The 20,868-nt window shown below is 37.0% G+C and carries 10 protein-coding genes, 2 tRNA genes and 3 rRNA genes; 1 reads left to right on the top strand and 14 read right to left on the bottom strand.

Translation table 11 applies throughout. The features are described from left to right. Positions 1-18: 18 nt before the first annotated feature. The 12 genes from AC1QSP_RS06965 to AC1QSP_RS07020 all read right to left on the bottom strand — a co-directional run bounded on the left by AC1QSP_RS06965 (position 19) and on the right by AC1QSP_RS07020 (position 14,689). A complete protein-coding gene (locus tag AC1QSP_RS06965; RefSeq protein ID WP_484078111.1) occupies positions 19-561 on the bottom strand; it encodes an RNA polymerase sigma factor in 543 nt (180 codons plus the stop codon). Positions 562-993: 432 nt separating this feature from the next. Then, positions 994-1,101 (bottom strand): 5S ribosomal RNA (gene rrf, locus AC1QSP_RS06970). A gap of 146 nt (positions 1,102-1,247) precedes the next feature. Then, positions 1,248-4,029 (bottom strand): 23S ribosomal RNA (locus AC1QSP_RS06975). 216 nt (positions 4,030-4,245) lie between these two features. Continuing rightward, positions 4,246-4,319, bottom strand: a tRNA-Ala gene (locus AC1QSP_RS06980). Between the two features lie 41 nt (positions 4,320-4,360). After that, positions 4,361-4,434, bottom strand: a tRNA-Ile gene (locus AC1QSP_RS06985). Between the two features lie 171 nt (positions 4,435-4,605). Beyond that, positions 4,606-6,122: ribosomal RNA gene (locus AC1QSP_RS06990) — 16S ribosomal RNA — on the bottom strand. Together the 16S, 23S and 5S rRNA genes with 2 tRNA genes alongside form the textbook arrangement of a ribosomal RNA operon. 1,067 nt (positions 6,123-7,189) lie before the next feature. Then, a complete protein-coding gene (locus AC1QSP_RS06995; RefSeq protein ID WP_484078112.1) occupies positions 7,190-7,864 on the bottom strand; it encodes an SIR2 family NAD-dependent protein deacylase in 675 nt (224 codons plus the stop codon). Positions 7,865-8,330: 466 nt separating this feature from the next. Then, positions 8,331-10,133: an acyl-CoA dehydrogenase family protein gene (locus AC1QSP_RS07000; RefSeq protein WP_484078113.1), complete on the bottom strand. Its 1,803-nt coding sequence runs from the start codon at positions 10,131-10,133 to the stop codon at positions 8,331-8,333. An 89-nt stretch (positions 10,134-10,222) separates the two neighbouring features. Continuing rightward, positions 10,223-11,404 carry an acetyl-CoA C-acyltransferase gene (locus tag AC1QSP_RS07005; protein WP_322969021.1) on the bottom strand — a complete coding sequence of 394 codons (1,182 nt, stop codon included), beginning with the start codon at positions 11,402-11,404 and terminating at the stop codon, positions 10,223-10,225. 47 nt (positions 11,405-11,451) lie between these two features. Continuing rightward, the gene (locus tag AC1QSP_RS07010) at positions 11,452-11,802 is read right to left on the bottom strand and encodes a four helix bundle protein (RefSeq protein ID WP_484078114.1); all 351 of its coding nucleotides are present in this window, start codon (positions 11,800-11,802) and stop codon (positions 11,452-11,454) included. A gap of 41 nt (positions 11,803-11,843) precedes the next feature. Next, positions 11,844-14,243, bottom strand: coding sequence for a 3-hydroxyacyl-CoA dehydrogenase/enoyl-CoA hydratase family protein (locus tag AC1QSP_RS07015; protein WP_484078115.1), 2,400 nt, complete (start codon positions 14,241-14,243; stop codon positions 11,844-11,846). 2 nt (positions 14,244-14,245) lie between these two features. Continuing rightward, positions 14,246-14,689 (bottom strand): MarR family winged helix-turn-helix transcriptional regulator, encoded by a 444-nt coding sequence (locus AC1QSP_RS07020; protein ID WP_484078116.1) that lies wholly within the window; start codon positions 14,687-14,689, stop codon positions 14,246-14,248. A 318-nt stretch (positions 14,690-15,007) separates the two neighbouring features. Between AC1QSP_RS07020 and AC1QSP_RS07025 the strand changes: the two genes are divergently transcribed. Then, positions 15,008-16,954, top strand: coding sequence for a KUP/HAK/KT family potassium transporter (locus AC1QSP_RS07025; RefSeq protein WP_484078117.1), 1,947 nt, complete (start codon positions 15,008-15,010; stop codon positions 16,952-16,954). A 146-nt stretch (positions 16,955-17,100) separates the two neighbouring features. On the opposite strand, the gene AC1QSP_RS07030 is transcribed toward AC1QSP_RS07025, so the two are convergent. After that, positions 17,101-17,562, bottom strand: a complete 462-nt coding sequence (locus tag AC1QSP_RS07030) for a Dps family protein (RefSeq protein ID WP_484078118.1) — start codon at positions 17,560-17,562, stop codon at positions 17,101-17,103. Between the two features lie 434 nt (positions 17,563-17,996). Then, positions 17,997-20,819: an excinuclease ABC subunit UvrA gene (gene uvrA, locus AC1QSP_RS07035; RefSeq protein WP_484078119.1), complete on the bottom strand. Its 2,823-nt coding sequence runs from the start codon at positions 20,817-20,819 to the stop codon at positions 17,997-17,999. Positions 20,820-20,868: the final 49 nt, after the last annotated feature.

Genomic DNA, 20,868 nt, shown 5'->3' on the forward strand with positions numbered 1-20,868 from the left:
ACATTAATATACAAAGGTTTAATCGGATTGTTTAATAAATTGCTCAATTTTTTTTACAGCATGATGATAACTCGCTTTTAATGCTCCTACTGATGTTTCTAGAATCCCTGAAATTTCTTCGTATTTCATTTCATCATAATATTTCATCATAAAAATTACACGTTGTTTTTCGGGTAATTGTGCAATGGCCTTTTGCAATTTCAAATCAATTTCATCTCCACTGTAATACTGATCTTCTTCTAAATGGTCAACAATTTCTTTGGTATAACCTTCCGAAGAATAATGGTTTTCTTTCGCCCGTTTTTGGATAAAATTTATGGCTTCATTATAAGCAATTCGAAAAATCCAAGATGACAATTTGGATTCATTTCGAAAGGTTGAAAGATTTTGAAAGATTTTAATAAATATATTTTGAGTGACATCATCTGCATCTTCATGGATCAATACCATGCGACGGACTTGCCAATAAACTTTTTGATGATAAGTATTCACCAGAAGTTTAAAAGCCTGTTCAATCTGCTGATTTCCTACTAAATTTATTATTTCTAGATCCTTTTCCAACCGTTTGTAATTCTTCTTCAAACTTAATTAAACAATAGAATTTAATCGAATATTTAACAAAATTTTATATGCTATAAAGAGAATTAAGTGGAGCGTTAGGTGGAGTTGGAGTAGTAATTAGAAGTTAGAAGTTAGAAGTTAGAAGTTAGAACAAAAGTAAATTTTTCACTTTTCACTTTTCACTTTTCACTTTTCACTTTTAGTTATTCACTAATCTTTTTGCTCAAAATTATTTATTCACATACAAAAATCGGTCACTGAGGTTCTCGAAGTGCCGATTTCCTTTGTCTTCGAGAACCTCAGACACCGGAAATCTTTCATTCAGCACGAAACATTAGCAAAGTAAAGATTTAAAGCCTATAGCATAAAGCCTACAGCTTATAGCATAAAAAAAAATCCCCAACCAAATAAATGATTGAGGATTTAAATAAAGACTGGCGGCGACCTACTCTCCCGCAATAGCAGTACCATCGGCGCTGAAAGGCTTAACTTCTCTGTTCGGAATGGGAAGAGGTGAGCCCTTTCGCTATAACCACCCTAATTTCTTAGATATTTTTAATTAGGTTTGATTCCTAATCTATTTTTGACATTATTAGATAATTGAATACAAATACTCTTGCTTATACAATCCAGTATACAATTCAAATAAGATTAACTAACCTTCTCTATGACGGTTAAATTAATATTTGAAAAAGTTTATGGGTAATTAGTACTACTCGACTTTGACATCACTGCCTTTACATCTATAGCCTATCAACGTGGTAGTCTGCCACGACCCTTTAAAGAAGTCTAATCTTGCGGCGAGTTTCGCACTTATATGCTTTCAGTGCTTATCTCATCCAAACGTAGCTACTCAGCGGTGCACCTGGCGGCACAACTGATACACCAGAGGTTTGTTCAACACGGTCCTCTCGTACTAGAGTCAAGTCCGCTCAAACTTCTAACGATCACAACAGATAGAGACCGAACTGTCTCACGACGTTCTGAACCCAGCTCGCGTGCCACTTTAATGGGCGAACAGCCCAACCCTTGGGACCTTCTCCAGCCCCAGGATGTGACGAGCCGACATCGAGGTGCCGAACCTCCCCGTCGATGTGAGCTCTTGGGGGAGACTAGCCTGTTATCCCCGGAGTACCTTTTATCCTTTGAGCGATGGCCCTTCCATACGGAACCACCGGATCACTATGTCCTGCTTTCGCACCTGCTCGGCTTGTTGGCCTCACAGTCAAGCACCCTTATGCCATTACACTCTACGCACGGTTACCAAGCGTGCTGAGGGTACCTTTGAAAGCCTCCGTTACTCTTTTGGAGGCGACCACCCCAGTCAAACTACCCACCATGCACTGTCCTCCTAATAAGGAGTTAGGCTCCAAGTAAATAAAGGGTGGTATTTCAACAATGACTCCACAAATCCTAGCGAACCTGCTTCATAGTCTCCCACCTATCCTACACATTATTTACCCGAAGTCAATACAAAGCTATAGTAAAGGTTCACAGGGTCTTTTCGTCCCGTTGCGATTAACCGGCATCTTCACCGATACTACAATTTCACCGAGCTCATGGTTGAGACAGTGCCCAGATCGTTACACCATTCGTGCAGGTCGGAACTTACCCGACAAGGAATTTCGCTACCTTAGGACCGTTATAGTTACGGCCGCCGTTTACTGGGGCTTCAGTTAAGAGCTTCGCCGAAGCTAACCCCCTTCCTTAACCTTCCAGCACCGGGCAGGTGTCAGACCCTATACGTCATCTTTCGATTTTGCAGAGTCCTGTGTTTTTGATAAACAGTCGCCTGGGCCTTTTTACTGCGGCTGACTTACGCCAGCGACCTTTCTCCCGAAGTTACAGGTCTATTTTGCCTAATTCCTTAACCATGACTCACTCGAGCGCCTTAGGATACTCTCCTCGACCACCTGTGTCGGTTTACGGTACGGGCTGCACATCTCGCTATTTCTTGGAACAATTTTCAGAGGATTATCACGCCACCCGAAGGATTTGTGTACTATCCCTGCTTTACGCAGGTTCAACGTGCTATTCCGTCAGCACGCACCTCCTACAATCATTCGTCACTTTTATTGAGTGCAGGTACGGGAATATTAACCCGTTTGCCATCCACTACCCCGTTTGGGTTCGTGTTAGGACCCGACTAACCCTAAGCTGATTAGCATAGCTTAGGAAACCTTAGTCTTACGGCGAATAAGTTTCTCACTTATTTTATCGTTACTCATGCCTACATTTTCTTTTCTAAAAGCTCCACCACCCATTACCAGGTGACTTCTGCGCCGTTAGAATGCTCCCCTACCAGTCATACATAAGTATGAATCCATAGCTTCGGTAATATGCTTATGCCCGATTATTATCCATGCCGGATCGCTCGACTAGTGAGCTGTTACGCACTCGTTAAATGAATAGCTGCTTCCAAGCTAACATCCTAGCTGTCAATGCAATCCAACCGCGTTTTTTCAACTTAGCATATATTTGGGGACCTTAGCTGATGGTCTGGGTTCTTTCCCTCTCGGACATGGACCTTAGCACCCATGCCCTCACTGCCTAGAAACATATATTAGCATTCGGAGTTTGTCAGGAATTGGTAGGCGGTGAAGCCCCCGCATCCAATCAGTAGCTCTACCTCTAATATACTTCACTAAACGCTGCACCTAAATGCATTTCGGGGAGTACGAGCTATTTCCCAGTTTGATTGGCCTTTCACCCCTACCCACAGGTCATCCGAAGACTTTTCAACGTCAACCGGTTCGGTCCTCCACTTTGTGTTACCAAAGCTTCAACCTGCCCATGGGTAGATCACAAGGTTTCGCGTCTAATACCACTGACTCTATCGCCCTATTCAGACTCGCTTTCGCTTCGGCTCCGTACCTGAAGTACTTAACCTTGCCAGTGACATTAACTCGTAGGCTCATTATGCAAAAGGCACGCCGTCACTCCGTAGAGCTCCGACCGCTTGTAGGCGTACGGTTTCAGGTTCTATTTCAACTATCTATTCGATATGCTTTTCACCTTTCCTTCACAGTACTAGTTCACTATCGGTCTTTGAGGAGTATTTAGCCTTGGAAGATGGTCCTCCCATATTCGGACAGAATTTCTCGTGTTCCGCCTTACTCGTTATCAACCTTATAACACTTTCGCTTACAGGACTATCACCCTCTTCGGTTAACCTTTCCAGGTTATTCTGCTAGCATTATAAAGTCTTTAGGGCTAATCCGCGTTCGCTCGCCACTACTTACGGAATCTCAATTGATTTCTTTTCCTATTGGTACTTAGATGTTTCAGTTCCCAACGTTCGCTCTCTGATAAATCAGAGTGACATGTCTTCAACATGCCGGGTTGTCCCATTCGGAAATCTACGGATTAATGCGTATGTGCCGCTCCCCGTAGCTTATCGCAGCTTATCACGTCCTTCATCGCCTCTCAAAGCCTAGGCATCCGCCGTACGCCCTTAGTAACTTTTTTCATAATTTAACCGTCATAATAATGAGCGGTTATGTTAATCTTACTCGTTTTTGTTTAATTGTATACCTTCAATTTGCCGAATTAAATCGTTTAATTATTTAATTCTATATTGCTTTGATTAATTTCTTAATCTCTGTTTGATTGTATGTCGTTAACAATTTCTTGTTATCTTTTTCTAATAATGTCAATGAACTCTTCTTGTCCGTTAGGACTTCGTGGAGAATATCGGAGTCGAACCGATGACCTCTTGCGTGCAAGGCAAGCGCTCTAGCCAGCTGAGCTAATCCCCCTCTTTTTACGTATTACGTACGACGTTAAACGTTTTACGTTGTAGTCTCAGGCAGACTCGAACTGCCGACCTCTACATTATCAGTGTAGCGCTCTAACCAGCTGAGCTATGAGACTCTTTAATACTCTTAAAGAGTGGTCTATATTTCTAGTTTTCAGTCGTTAGTAATAAGTACTTAGATTTTCTAATTACTATTTACTTTTTACTAATTACTAGTATATGACAGTAAAATAAAACCGAACAAAGGTCAATCTTCTATAAATAGAAGAAAATTCGTCGTTCTCTAAAAATGAGATGTTCCAGCCGCACCTTCCGGTACGGCTACCTTGTTACGACTTAGCCCTAGTTACCAGTTTTACCCTAGGCAGCTCCTGTTACGGTCACCGACTTCAGGTACCCCCAGCTTCCATGGCTTGACGGGCGGTGTGTACAAGGCCCGGGAACGTATTCACCGCATCATGGCTGATATGCGATTACTAGCGATTCCAGCTTCATAGAGTCGAGTTGCAGACTCCAATCCGAACTGAGATAAGTTTTCGAGATTCGCATCCTGTCGCCAGGTAGCTGCCCTCTGTACTTACCATTGTAGCACGTGTGTAGCCCAAGACGTAAGGGCCGTGATGACTTGACGTCGTCCCCACCTTCCTCTCAACTTGCGTTGGCAGTCTCATTAGAGTCCCCGTCTTTAAACGCTGGCAACTAATGATAGGGGTTGCGCTCGTTGCAGGACTTAACCTAACACCTCACGGCACGAGCTGACGACAGCCATGCAGCACCTTGCATTCTGTCCGAAGAAATATCTGTTTCCAAATACGTCATTATGCATTTAAGCCTTGGTAAGGTTCCTCGCGTATCATCGAATTAAACCACATGCTCCACCGCTTGTGCGGGCCCCCGTCAATTCCTTTGAGTTTCATTCTTGCGAACGTACTCCCCAGGTGGGATACTTATAACTTTCGCTTAGCCACTGAACTTGCGCCCAACAGCAAGTATCCATCGTTTACGGCGTGGACTACCAGGGTATCTAATCCTGTTCGCTCCCCACGCTTTCGTCCATCAGCGTCAGTTGAGGCTTAGTGACCTGCCTTCGCAATTGGTGTTCTGCGTAATATCTAAGCATTTCACCGCTACACTACACATTCCAGCCACTGCAACCTCACTCAAGACCAACAGTATCAATGGCAGTTCCATCGTTAAGCGATGGGCTTTCACCACTGACTTATTGGTCCGCCTACGGACCCTTTAAACCCAATAAATCCGGATAACGCTTGCACCCTCCGTATTACCGCGGCTGCTGGCACGGAGTTAGCCGGTGCTTATTCATATGGTACCTTCAGCTACTCACACGTGAGTAGGTTTATCCCCATATAAAAGAAGTTTACAACCCATAAGGCCGTCATCCTTCACGCGGGATGGCTGGATCAGGCTTTCACCCATTGTCCAATATTCCTCACTGCTGCCTCCCGTAGGAGTCTGGTCCGTGTCTCAGTACCAGTGTGGGGGTTCACCCTCTCAGGCCCCCTACAGATCATCGCCTTGGTGAGCCGTTACCTCACCAACTAGCTAATCTGACGCATGCCTATCCTACTGCGATAAATCTTTCAAAATCTCATCATGCAATGAAATTTATTATAAGGTATTAATCCAAATTTCTCTGGGCTATCCCTTTCAGTAGGGCAAGTTGCATACGCGTTACGCACCCGTGCGCCGGTCTCAAGACAGCAAGCTATCTCTACCCCTCGGCTTGCATGTGTTAAGCCTCCCGCTAGCGTTCATCCTGAGCCAGGATCAAACTCTCCATTGTAAATAATTTCTTTTAGCATTTCTGCTTATGTTTTACAACTTCGAATTTCCTTATGACTCTATTATTTAAGGATTGACCTAATTTATATTCGGCTTTTATTTCTTCTGTCTATATTGTAATTTCAAATGAACTTCTCAATTCAAGCAAACTTCTTTCGTTGTTTGCGGTTGCAAAGGTAATACTTATTTTTAAACTGCAAAATCTTTTTTAAAAATTTTTGAAGTTTTATTTTTTCAAGACTCTATTAAGAATAATCTTAATTCTCATCTCTCATTAATAAGTTTACTTCTTCGCGATTTCAAGTTTTCAATACTACTCTTCTTTCGTATTGAGAGTGCAAATATAGGGCAACATAATTCGTTTTTCCAAATGGTTTTGGGAATTATTTTCACTTTTATCCCTAACTCACTGAACCTCGGTGAAATATTTTTTATACACCTGATACGTTTTACGTCAGACGTTCTACGTTCCTCTTGTTTTTACTGGTTTTCGTCTTACTTCTCGTTCTAATTATAAATTATAAATTAGAAATGATGAATTATGAATGGTGAGGCGTAAGGCATAAGACGTAAGTCTTAAGGCGAACTTAGAACTAAGTTACTTTTTACAAAAAAAACAAAACCTATAACGTACCACGTATAACGTAAGACGAAGTTAGAACAAAAGTAATTTTTCATTTTTCACTTTTAGTTATTCACTAATCATTTTCATTTTACAAAAACAAAACGTATAACGTAAAACGTACCACGTATAACGTAAGACGAACTTAGAACAAGACTTAAGGCCAGTTCGATGTAGTCCTGACCACGAAGTAACAACAAAGCTAAATAAGCTGCATTATATTTTCATATTTGTCTTGACACAAAAACGAACCAAAAAAGTCTAGACTGCGATTCTCGAATTATCTCATTCACAAATTCACAAATTATCACATTAATCAATTTCTTCCTTGACCCATTCAACACTTTATAATTTAATTATTCTCCTATCAAATCATATTAAGATCTTTACAGCATTCGATACTGATTTCTTATTCTATAAAATTAACTTCTAGCTCAACCTCAACATTAAATTTTAAAGATTTCTTTTAAATCGGAGATACTTTGAGTAGCTGATTTACGAATATGGTAAATATGTTGGTCAAGCGGAAGTGGATTAGGATCAACTGAAATAATTTGCGCATGCTTTGGTACATAATCGATTAAAGATGCCGCAGGGTAGACTTGTAAGGAAGTTCCGATGATTAAAAATAAATCCGCTTGAGAAGCTATATCAATAGCAGATTCCATTTCAGGTACCATTTCACCAAACCATACGATATGTGGACGGAGTTGTGCCTGATCCTCCCCAAAATCCCCCATCATTAAATCATCTTCCCATGTATAAATTAAATTTTCATTTTTAACACTTCTGACCTTATTTAATTCTCCATGCAAATGAATAATTTTAGTAGAACCCGCACGTTCATGAAGATTGTCCACATTTTGTGTTATGATTGTTACGTTAAAATTAGTTTCCAATTCTGCTAAAAAATAATGTGCTTTATTTGGCATCACCTCTTTTAATTGCGCACGTCTTTGGTTATAAAAGTCGAGTACTAAACTTGGATTTGTATTCCAGCCTTCGATGGAAGCCACTTCCATTATGTCATGATTTTCCCATAAACCATTTGCATCTCTGAAAGTTGATATTCCACTTTCCGCACTAATTCCAGCTCCAGTTAATATCACCATATTTTTCATGTGTATTTTTTTTTATTGCTTTAAATATAATTTGAATTCACAAAAAAAGCGTATCAAGTTCAAATTCCCTTGATACGCTTTAGGTGCATTTCTGATTTTTACAAAATTTCATCATATATCCAATACGCATAAATTACAGTCATGCAACCAATGAACGATGCAATAATAACATTTAGTGGTTCCATAATTTATTCTTTTAAAGGTTTATAATCAATGATTTATCTATATCAATTTACAAATTTTTTCTGAAAAAACATAAAAAAACCTCAGCTAATTTCTTAACTGAGGCCTTTTTCTCTACTAAAACTTAAGTACCATGAAACTCAACTAACTTATATAAAAGACTAGTACTTAATTTATTATATGCAAATCACATACCAAAGTATACCTTTTAATCATTTAAATAAAAAAAGTGGTCAAAATTGACCACTTTTAATAACTATCACAAACAATATAATTCTAGCAATTAGAACGTATATTTATTTTCAGCGATTAATAAATCTGCGATTTCTGTTTTTAAGTTGACTACGTTTGGATATTCGTTGTAACGTGTAAATCTTCTTAATCCAGATAACATCATGCGTTGTTCATCACCTTCTGTGAATGAAATAATTCCACGCGTTGCCTCAGTTTTAATGATTTCAACCGATTTGAACAATTGTAATTGCACTAATTTCTCTGCATTCTTCGCTGCATCAGCACCTTTAGCATTTGCTAATTTCTCTGCACGTAACATTGCCGACTCCACCATGTAAATTTCTTGCATGATACGAGAAGCTGCGATGATCAGCTGTTGGTGTTGCTCTAGATTCGCTCCAAACTTTTGTAAAGCTGCACCAGCCACCATAAAGAATACTTTCTTTAAGTTCGCAATGATTTCTTTTTCTTGTGCGAATAATTCAGAATAATCTGGAATATCGAAAGAAGGAATCGACATTAATTCGTTTGCAATTCCCATTGCAGGCGTCATTAAATCTAATTTCCCTTTGAACGCACGTTTTACCAACATCGAAACACATAATAAAGTGTTGATTTCGTTTGTACCCTCATAGATTCTCGAAATACGCGCATCTCTCCAAGCGGATTCCATTGGCATCTCTTTTGAGTACCCCATTCCTCCATAAATTTGAATCCCTTGATCAGAAGCCACTTGAGCCGCCTCAGAAATCCAAACTTTTAAGATCGAAGCTTCGATTGCGTACTCTTCGATTCCTTTTAATTCAGCCTCATTATGCGCCATTCCTTTCGCCACATTATCTGCAATTGCATCTTCTACATCTTTCGCTGCACGGTAAGCACCCGCTTCTGATGTAAATGTAGCAACCGCCATATCCGCTAATTTTTCTTTAATTGCGCCAAATGTATTGATTGAAACACCAAATTGTTTTCTTTCAGAAGCATATTGTAAAGCGTTGTCCAACACACGACGTTGTGCATCTAAACAAGCCGCACCTAATTTGATACGCCCTACGTTTAAGGCATTCATCGCGATTTTGAATCCTCCATCTCTTTCTCCTAACATGTTCTCTACTGGAACACGAACTTCGTTTAAGAACACTTGACGTGTAGATGAAGAAACAATTCCTAATTTATCTTCTTCCTCTCCTAAAGAGAATCCGTCCCCTGCTTTATCTTTTTCTACGATAAATCCAGTAATGTTTTTGTCATCGTCGATGCGTGCGAATACAATGAAGATATCAGCGAAACCTGCATTCGTAATCCACATTTTTTGCCCTGTGATGATGTATTCTTTACCGTCTTCTGATAAAGTTGCTTTTGTTTTTCCTGAATTCGCATCAGAACCTGCTTCTGGTTCTGTTAAACAGTAAGAAGCGAACACTTCACCTGTCGCTAATTTTGGTAAATATTTTTGTTTTTGTTCTTCCGTTCCGTATAACAAAATTGGCATTGTTCCAATTCCTGTATGCGCACCGAAAGCAGTTGCTAAAGAACCTGTTGCACCCGAAATGTAATCACACACTAACATTGTTGTTACGAATCCCATTCCTAATCCACCGTATTCTTCAGGAACTGAAATCCCTAACAATCCTAACTCTCCGATTTTACGCATTAATTCTTCGATTAACGCATAATCTTTTTTCTCGATTCTGTGTTTATTTGGAACAACTTCTTTGTCGATAAACTCTTTTGCTGATTGCAAAATCATTTGTTGTTCTTCTGATAAATCTTCGTAAGTAAAGATATCGTTGTATGAAGCGTCTTTGATTAAGTACTGACCTCCAATTAATCTGTTTGGATTTGTAGACATTATAATAGTTTTTTTATGGTTATGAAAATGTTTTGAAAAAAGTGAGACCAAATCGGTTTTGAAGCTCATCGGTCTCACACCGCATTATGTTATTTTAAGTATTCGAAAACAGAAGCAGCTCCTTGTCCAGTCCCCACACACATGGTTACCATACCGTATTTCGCTTTACGTGCTTCCATTTCGTGCATTAATTGCACGGTTAATTTAGTTCCTGAACATCCTAGTGGGTGACCTAATGCGATGGCACCACCATTCACGTTCACTTTAGCTGCATCCATCTCTAACTCGCGCATAATTGCAACCGATTGAGAAGCGAATGCCTCATTTAACTCGAATAAATCGATGTCTTGCAATTGTAATCCTGCTTGCTCTAATGCTTTTGGAATCGCATATAAAGGCCCCATTCCCATGATACGAGGCGCTAAACCTACCGTTGCATAAGATACTAAGCGAGCAACAGGCTCTAATCCTAATTCTTTGACCATATCTTCAGACATGACCATAACGAAAGCAGCACCATCTGACATTTGAGATGAGTTACCAGCTGTAACTGAACCTCCATTGGCGAATACTGGACGTAATTTTGCTAAACCTTCTAATGAAGTATCTGCACGTGGTCCTTCGTCTTGTTTGAAGATGGTTTTTTTCGTTTGGATTTTTTCGTTGGCATCTAAGAAATTGTATTCTACCTCAACCGGAACGATTTGAGCATCAAATTTTCCTTCAGCTAAAGCTTTTAATGCTTTTTGGTGCGAGTTGAATGCAAATAAATCTTGCTCTTCACGAGAAACTTTAAATTCGTTTGCCACAGCTTCAGCCGTTAATCCCATTCCCCAGTAGTAATCTGGGTTATCTTTTGCCATATCCGTTTCTGGAATTGGTTTGTACCCTCCCATTGGGATGTATGACATCGACTCTGCTCCACCTGCAATAATACATTCTGCCATTCCTGTACGGATTTTAGCTGCTGCTAATGCAATGGCTTCAGACCCTGATGCACAGTAACGGTTTACGGTTACTCCTGGAACTTTATCTGTGCTTAATCCCATTAACGAGATTAAACGTGCCATATTCAAACCTTGTTCAGCTTCTGGCATTGCACATCCTACGATTAAATCGTCGATACGTGCTGGATCTAATGTTGGATAATCCTCCATTAAACGTTTCAGAACAGTCGCCGCTAATTCGTCTGGGCGCGTAAAACGTAAAGTTCCTTTTGGCGCTTTACCTACTGCTGTTCTATATCCTGTAACAATATATGCTTGTTTCATTATTTCTTAGTTTTTGTAAAATGTATAGTGTAAAATGTATTATGTATTTAGTTTAAGGATTGAATTAATTTGATTAACATATTCTGAATATGCTTTAATTCCTTTAATAATTCAATCGAAACTTCTTCCGAAATAAAATTCAAATCTTTCGCAAGAATAATTTGACATTCTAATTCAAAGGATGAACCTAAAGAAATATTCAGAAAATTCTTAAACTGAATATTTGAGTTCCGACCAGCACCTTCTGCTATATTTGAAGAAATAGATATACAAGCTCTTCTTGATTGAGAAGTAAGACCATAAATTTCACTACTTGGATACTTTGAAGAAACTTCATAAAACCTTTTTGTAAATTTCATTGCCTTCTGCCATACTAATAATTCTTTAAAATCATGCATAGGTACTTTTTACATATTACTTTTTACATACTACAACACTCTTAGTTACGTAATGGTTTACCTGTTTTTAACATGTGTTGGATACGCTCTAACGTTTTTCGTTCACCACATAATGATAAGAACACTTCTCTTTCTAAGTCTAGTAAGTATTGTTCTGATACTTCTGTTGCTTCTGATAAGTTTCCACCTGTCATTACATATCCTAATTTATTCGCGATTAAACGATCGTGATCTGAAGCGTAACGTCCTGCTACTAATTGGTCAGTTCCAACGTAGAACATCCCTTGTGCTTCGCGTCCTAATACTTTCACTTTTTGCTTGATTGGGCGTGTGTATCCCGCTTCAGCCATAATGATTGCATGTTTCTTCGCTTCTGCGATTTGACGATCTTTATCCACTACGATAATGTCTTGCTCACGAATAATTCCCATGTTTTTCGCTTCATAAGCAGAAGTAGCCACTTTTGCCATTGCGATGTTCATGAACGCATCTCTTAAGTGATTTGTTTTCACGTCATCGGCTAATACATTTTTAGCTGCACGTAAAGCAAATTCTTTCGAACCACCTCCACCAGGGATCAGACCAACACCAACTTCCACTAATCCGATGTATGTTTCAGCAGCTGCAACTACTTTATCCGCATGCATCGTCATTTCACATCCACCACCTAAAGTCATTCCGTGAGGCGCAACAATTACTGGAATATCCGAATAACGCACACGCATCATGGTATCTTGGAACATTTTGATGGCCATATTTAAATCCCACCAATCTTGCTCGGCAGCCATCATCATGATCATCGCTAAATTTGCTCCTACTGAGAAATTATCGGCTTGATTTCCGATCACTAAACCTCTGTGTTCTTTTTCAGCTAATTCGATGGCTTTGTTGATTCCTTGTAAAACTCCTCCACCTAAAGAATTCATTTTAGAACGGAACTCTAAGTTGATGATACCATCTCCTAAATCCTGAACAGAAGCTTCTTTGTTCGACCAAATTTCGTTGGTCTTACGGATGTTATCTAAAATGATAAATGCATCTTGACCTGGAATTGGTTCGAATTGTTTTGAGTTTTGGTTGTAGAATAATTTTTTACCACCTTCTACTTTGTAGAAAGAATCCGCTCCAGTTGCCGCTAATTCTTTTACCCATTCAGCTACTTGGTAACCTTCTGATTCTACTAATTCGATCCCTTTTGCTAAACCAACATAATCCCATGTTTCGAAAGGACCATATTTCCACGCATAACCTGTACGAATCGCGTCGTCGATTGGATAGAATACATCTGTAATTTCTGGCACACGTTGAGAAACATACGCAAATAATGATGCAAAATGTTTACGAATTAAATCGCCGTGTTTTCCATCCGCTTTTAATAAAGCTGCTAATTTATTTTTTGTAGAACCTGCTTGTTTTGCTGCTTCAACTGCACCAACTTTTGCACGTTCCATCGGACGGTATTCTAACGTATCTAAGTCTAAAGCGAAACGATTCGTGTTTCCTTCTTTATCAACTTCTTTGTAATAGAAACCTTTTTTTGTTTTATCTCCTAAGAATTTATTCTCGATTAAGAATTCTAAGAATTTAGAATCTTTTAAATCTTGAATCATTTGGTCTCCTGTCGTATTTTGTTGTAACCCTTTTGTTACATTATACGCCGTATCCAAACCAACTAAATCTCCTAATTTGAATGTTCCCGTTTTAGGACGACCTAAAATAGATCCTGTTAATGTATCTGCTTCTTCGATAGTCAACCCTAACTCTTGTGTTAGTTCCATTACTTTTGCCATCGAATAAACCCCTACTCTATTTCCGATAAACCCAGGAGTATCTTTACATAAAACCGCTGTTTTCCCTAAGAATAAACCAGCATAATTCATGAAGAAATCGATAACCGATTGATCTGTTTTCGGACCTGGAATGACTTCAAATAATTTTAAGTAACGAGGAGGATTGAAGAAGTGTGTTCCGCAGAAATGTTTCTGGAAATCTTCTGATCTTCCTTCCGACATCATGTGAATTGGAATTCCCGATGTATTTGATGTCACTAATGTTCCTGGTTTACGTAAAGCATCTACTTTTTCGAACATCGCTTGTTTGATGTCCAATCTTTCGATGATTACTTCGATCACCCAATCCGAATTTTTGATTTTCTCTAAATCATCCTCGAAGTTACCTACAGTTATACGCGAAGCGAATGCTTTGTCGTAAATTGGGGAAGGATTGCTTTTAAGTGCTGCATCTAGATGAGATTGAGCAGTTCTGTTACGAACAACTTTATCTTCTAAAGTCAACCCTTTCGCTTGCTCTTGTGGCGTAAGCTCGCGAGGCACCATATCTAACATCAGGACTTCGACTCCAATATTTGCAAAATGACATGCAATACCTGAACCCATTACTCCTGACCCTAATACAGTAACATGTTTAATGTGTCTTCTCATAATTATTTTTTGAATATTTTTCGGTCTGATATTAAGTGATTAATTTTTGTCATTACCTCAAAAAATATTTTCATTTTTTCGGGTTCTATATTTTCATTAATCGCATTATTAAACTGAAGTACGAATTGTTTCGATACATTTCTCATATGAAGTCCTTCATCTGTTAATGTAATCAAAACACTTCTACCATCTTCTGGATTTGGTTTACGAACGATAAATTTTCGTTCTTCCAAATTATTTAATGTTCGTGATAAACTCGTTGGCTCAATCCCCATTTTTGGACCCAAAGAAGTACTTGGTGTTCCTGTTTTCGGATCGATCGAAAGTAATGTAAATGCATATACCATTGTTGAGTCGTACTCACTGGCTTGTTCATTATACATTTTCTGCACCGCTAACCAAGTTGATCGTAATAAATAATCTATTGTTAAAGTCTCTTTCAACATCTACCTTAGTGTATATACAACAAATATAAATGAATTTTTATTATGCAAGCATAGTAAATTTAAAAAATTAATATTTTTTTCTCTCGATAAATATTTATCAGTTAGAAATATCATTTTCAAACAACTAATCCTACAAAAATAAATACTTTTATTAATAAACAACAACAGTTTTTATTCATTCAAGAACATTCTTATCTTATAACGTATTTATACACCATTATTATCAATTTACTTCAAAATTAAAGGGCATGAATTATAAATAAAAGGTATAATACGGCATCAAAGTTAAAGCTACATTAGCACCATAAATTTATCGTTATGCGTCATCATAGCACAAAAGAAAAAATCACCGCTGCGTCATTGTTTATCACCTTTGGAATTATATTCGGTGATATCGGAACCAGTCCTTTATATGTAATGAAAGCCATCATTGGAAAAAGAGAAATTTCCGAACAAATCGTATATGGTGGAGTTTCATGTATCTTCTGGACACTGTTCTTTCAAACCACGATCAAATACATTTGGCTCACCTTGCAAGCAGACAATAATGGTGAAGGTGGAATTATTTCTTTATATTCTTTAATCAATAAAAAAGGAAAGAAATTAATTATCCCTACTATTATTGGAGCAGCTATGCTATTGGCCGATGGAATTATTACACCTCCAGTTTCAGTAACTTCTGCTGTGGAAGGATTACGATTTATAAAAGGGATGGAAGATATTCCAATTTTACCCATTGTCATTTCGATATTAACCTTATTGTTTCTAGTTCAACGTTCAGGAACTTCAAAAGTGGGCAAAATTTTTGGCCCCATGATGTTTATTTGGTTTAGCTTCTTACTCTCAGTAGGAATATATATGATTTCGAAATATCCGGAAATTCTTAAAAGCCTTAATCCCTATTATGCGTACGATTTATTAGTTAATTATCCACAAGGATTTTGGCTACTTGGAGCCGTATTTTTATGTACCACAGGGGCTGAAGCCTTATATTCCGACTTAGGGCATTGCGGAAAAAATAACATTCGAATCAGCTGGATTTATGTTAAGTTAGCATTAGTAATTAATTACTTAGGACAGGCCGCATGGTTAATGCACGGTAACTTTAATTTTTTAAATAATCAAAATCCATTTTTTGGGATGTTGCCCGAATTTTTATTACTTCCTGGAATCATCATTGCGACTTGTGCCGCTATTATTGCCTCTCAAGCATTGATTACCGGATCATTTACATTGATTAACGAAGCAATTAATATTGGACTTTGGCCCCGAACGATGGTCGTTCAGCCTAATGAAGAAAAAAGTCAAATTTATATTCCTACCATTAACTTTATGCTATGGGCTGGATGTGTATTTGTCGTTTTATATTTCCAAAGTTCCGAACATATGGAAGCAGCCTATGGTTTAGCCATTACGGTAACAATGCTAATGACTACCTATTTGTTGGCTTATTATCTTATCCTGTATAAAAAATTACCTCGACTTATTACATCCCTTATTATTTTCATTTTTGCTATCATTGAATTTTCATTCTTTACCGCAAATGTGTTAAAATTTCAAGAAGGAGGTTATGTTGCATTAAGCATCAGTTTAATATTCATTATCATTATGTATTCTACTTATTATGGAAAAATATTAAATGAAAGAAACTTGGAATTTGTCAGTTTAAAAGAGTATAAAAGCATTTTATCGGAATTAAGCGAAGATAAAACGGTCAACAAATATTCGACTTTGTTGTTCTATTTTACGAAATCGAACAAAAAAAATAAGATTGAAAAGAACATTATCAATTCCATTTTATCCCGCAGACCTAAACGTGCAGATATGTATTGGTTTGTCAATATTGTTCGCACCAATCAGCCTTATACATTGAATTATGAATTAATTGAAATTGAACCCAAAAAAATCTATAAAATTATCTTTCATATCGGGTTTCGCATCCAACCTAAAACAGAATTATACATCAAAAAAATTATTCATGAATTGTATTTATCGGGAGAATTGGAACTCAAGTACCTCCAACCTAACCTGAAAAAGTACAACATTGACCCTGATATGAAATTTATATTATTACAAAAATTTCCTTCGATTGAAAGCTCTTTAACGTTACAAGAATTATTTACATTAAAATGCTATGCTTTAATTAAAAAGATTGAATACAATATTGTCAAGAGTTTTGGATTAGAGAAAAATGATGTAATTATTGAACAGGTACCTTTATACTTACATTCTAAGAATAAAATTGAACTCCATCGCATTAAATAAAAAAATCCCATTCAACATTTGAATGGGATTTATTATTTTTACATACTTCTATAAAAAGCTGAAGCCTTGGACGAATCCAAGGCTCAACCTAATTAACACTAATATGAATTAACACTAAAAACTTATGAAGTAAAATAATGTTCACTTTATTTAAGATGCGATCTAAGCATCCAAGCAGTTTTTTGATGTTGTTCTAACAAACCAACTAAGTAGTCTGAAGTAGAAACATCTTTTAAATCTTCAATTTCAACAATTGATTGATTTAAGAAAGCAATAATAATTTCATAATCATTCAATAATTCTTGCATGAATGTTAAACTATCGTGCTTGTCGATTTTGTTCTCTTTTAAGTGAGTTAACTGCAAATACTCACTCATTGTTGCAGGTGCATAAATATCCTTTGTACGGATTTTTTCAGCTACCTCATCAATTACTAACTGCAATTCATTATATTGCGTTTCAAAATACACATGTGCTTGTTGAAAATCTGGACCTTCAACATTCCAATGGGCATTACGCGTTTTTAAATATAAAATTGTTTCGTCAGCTAATAACTGTTTTAATATATCGGCGATCTTATTCACTTGATCTTTATTTAAAAAATTCATGGTAAGTTGTTTTGTTATTACAAGTACAAATATAGAACCAAAAACAAGTAAATCAATAGATTTTTCAAATCTAAAATTGATAAACCGATAAATATTATTTATAAGAACTTCTCATTTTTATAACACTAGAATTACTTAAAGTGTTATTTCTACATTGCAAATGTAATGCAGTTTCGGTAATTACAAACCTTTATAACGTTAAATAATATTTAAAATTATAGCTAAAACAATGCCGTTTTTTAACATATCAGCGATTATTTGATGCTATTTTTTTGAATAATAAAAAGTTAGGTGTTTTATTTATTTAAGAAACTGTGAAATAAATTTTCTCTAAAATATTTGATTGATGGATAAAAAGTTTGAGATTTATTAACGTTGATGAAAAATTTTCATATTCGATCAACAAAAAAAGGAGCTTAACTCCTTTTTCCTATTTACAATTCGTCTTTTAAGAATTTACCTGTGACTGATTTTTTATTTTTTGCAATTTCTTCTGGTGTACCTTGTGCCACCACTTTTCCACCGTTTCGTCCACCTTCTGGGCCGATATCGATGACATGATCGGCTAATTTGATTACGTCTAAATTATGTTCAATGATTATCACAGTGTTTCCAAATTCAACAATTTTATCAATCACCTTCATCAAGATGTTGATGTCTTCGAAATGTAATCCTGTTGTGGGTTCATCTAAGATATAAATGGTTTTCCCCGTTTGTTTTTTCGATAATTCAGTGGCTAATTTTACCCGTTGGGCTTCCCCTCCACTTAACGTTGTGGATTGTTGCCCTAATGTGATGTAACCTAGTCCTACATCTTGTAACATTTTTACGACACGAAAAATTTTAGGGATGGGCTCAAAAAATTCAACCGCTTCATTGACTGTCATGTCTAACACATCGGCGATGGATTTTCCTTTGTATCGAATTTCTAAGGTTTCACGGTTAAAACGTTTTCCGTTACATGTCTCACAATTCACGTGAATATCCGGTAAGAAATTCATTTCGATTACACGTAAACCGGCTCCTTGACATGTTTCGCATCGTCCTCCTTTGACATTGAAAGAAAAACGTCCAGGTTTATACCCACGAATTTTGGCTTCTGGTAAATTCGTAAATAAAGAACGAATATCCGAAAAGATCCCTGTATATGTCGCTGGATTGGAACGAGGCGTACGTCCAATTGGTGATTGATCCACTTCGATAACTTTATCCAAATGCTCTAATCCTTCAATTTTCTTATACGGCATCGGTTCTTTTTCTGCTCTAAAGAAATGTTTGTTTAAAATTCGGTACAACGTTTCGTTAATCAAAGTTGATTTCCCTGAACCAGATACCCCTGAAACGACGGTTAAAGCTCCTAAAGGAATCTCAATTGAAACATTTTTTAAATTATTTCCTGTTGCTCCGGATAATTTCAAAACATTACCATTCCCTTTGCGTCGCTCTTGAGGCACTTCAATCATTCGATCGCGATTCAAGTATTGAGAGGTAAGGGTATTGGACTTCAACATTTCTTTTGGATGTCCTTCCCATACAATTTGACCTCCATTTTTACCGGCTTTTGGTCCAACATCAATTACATGATCGGCTTCTAGAATCATATCTTTATCGTGCTCTACCACCAGAACAGAGTTTCCTATATCCCTTAATTTTTTTAATGACTCGATTAATTTTACATTATCCCTTTGATGTAACCCAATACTTGGCTCATCCATGATGTACAACACATTGACCAATTGAGATCCAATTTGAGTCGCCAAACGAATACGCTGTGCTTCACCACCAGACAATGTTTTAGATGAACGGTTTAATGATAAATAATCTAATCCTACATCCAATAAGAACGATAATCGGGTTGCAATTTCTTTTAAAATTTCAAATCCAATTTGTTGTTGCGTTGAAGATAAATGCATAGGCACGTTTGAAATCCATTCATATAACGTACTTAAATCTAAATTAGCAACTTCTCCGATGTGTTTGTCATCAATTCGAAAATGTAGTGATTCGTTATTTAAACGATAACCTTTACATGTAGGACATTCAATTTTTCGTGCTAATAATTTTGAAATGGAATTCGAATTGGGATTCGTTTTATCATCAATAATTTCTTGAAAATAAGTAATTAAGCCTTCGAAATCAATTTTGTACGTTTTTTTAACCGATGCGAATTTTAAATCCACAACAAAATTTTCGACTAACCCATGAAATACATCATGCAATAATGCATCTGGTAAATCTTTGTATTTTGTTTTTTCATCAATCGCGTATTTTGCAAAAATACCTTCCAATTGTTTTGTTATGCGAGACGTATTTTTGATTAAGTCAAAAGATTCTTTTAGGTTTTCAATTAATGATTTCTTCGGATCAGTAATTAACTTCTCCATATTCACTTCTTTCAATTCTCCTAGACCAGCACATGTTGGACATGCCCCCTTCGGTGAATTAAACGAAAATGTATTTGGCTCTGGTAAAGCATACGACATCCCTGTCGATGGACACATTAAATTTTTACTGTAAAACTTCGCTTGCTCTGTTTCATAATCCAAAATCATAATGATTCCATTGCCTTGATTCATGGCTTGCGTCAGAGAAGATTGTAAACGTTCGTCTGTAATTTTATCGCTTAATTTAATTTTATCCACTACCAATTCGATGTCGTGGGTTTTATAGCGATCCAACATCATTCCTGGAGCGATTTCTTTGACTTCTCCATTGATACGCATTTCTAAAAACCCTTTTCGCGAATATTGAACAAATAAATCGCGGTAATGTCCTTTACGTGATCGGACCAAAGGTGCTAAAATTGCAATTTTTTTATCGGTAAAATTTTTACGGATTAATTCAATGATTTGATCATCTGTATAAGAAATCATTGGTTCGTTTGTATCCAACGAATAAGCTGTGGATACCCGTGCAAATAATAAACGTAAATAATCGTAGATCTCAGTAATTGTTCCTACGGTTGAACGAGGATTCTTTGAAGTCGTTTTTTGTTCGATTGCAATTACAGGAGAAAGTCCATCTATTTTATCGACATCTGGTCGTTCTAAACCACCTAAAAATTGACGAGCATAAGCTGAAAAAGTTTCGATGTAACGACGTTGTCCTTCTGCATAAATCGTATCAAACGCTAATGAAGATTTACCACTACCACTTAATCCTGTGATAACGACTAATTCGTTTCGAGGGATTTTGACATCTATATTTTTTAGATTGTGCTCTCGTGCGCCGTAAACTTCAATAAATTCTTTATCCATTGCAATTTTTTGATAAGTCGCAAAATTACAATAAAAAAGCCACATTTCT

The organism is Faecalibacter sp., assembly GCF_057177045.1.

Excerpts from the sequence above, each read along its gene's own strand:
- AC1QSP_RS07020 (WP_484078116.1), bottom strand. The coding sequence starts at position 14,689 with ATGTTGAAAGAGACTTTAACAATAGATTATTTATTACGATCAACTTGG.
- AC1QSP_RS07030 (WP_484078118.1), bottom strand. The coding sequence starts at position 17,562 with ATGAATTTTTTAAATAAAGATCAAGTGAATAAGATCGCCGATATATTA.
- AC1QSP_RS07015 (WP_484078115.1), bottom strand. The coding sequence starts at position 14,243 with ATGAGAAGACACATTAAACATGTTACTGTATTAGGGTCAGGAGTAATG.
- AC1QSP_RS07005 (WP_322969021.1), bottom strand. The coding sequence starts at position 11,404 with ATGAAACAAGCATATATTGTTACAGGATATAGAACAGCAGTAGGTAAA.
- AC1QSP_RS07000 (WP_484078113.1), bottom strand. The coding sequence starts at position 10,133 with ATGTCTACAAATCCAAACAGATTAATTGGAGGTCAGTACTTAATCAAA.
- uvrA (WP_484078119.1), bottom strand. The coding sequence starts at position 20,819 with ATGGATAAAGAATTTATTGAAGTTTACGGCGCACGAGAGCACAATCTA.
- AC1QSP_RS06995 (WP_484078112.1), bottom strand. The coding sequence starts at position 7,864 with ATGAAAAATATGGTGATATTAACTGGAGCTGGAATTAGTGCGGAAAGT.
- AC1QSP_RS07025 (WP_484078117.1), top strand. The coding sequence starts at position 15,008 with ATGCGTCATCATAGCACAAAAGAAAAAATCACCGCTGCGTCATTGTTT.
- AC1QSP_RS07010 (WP_484078114.1), bottom strand. The coding sequence starts at position 11,802 with ATGCATGATTTTAAAGAATTATTAGTATGGCAGAAGGCAATGAAATTT.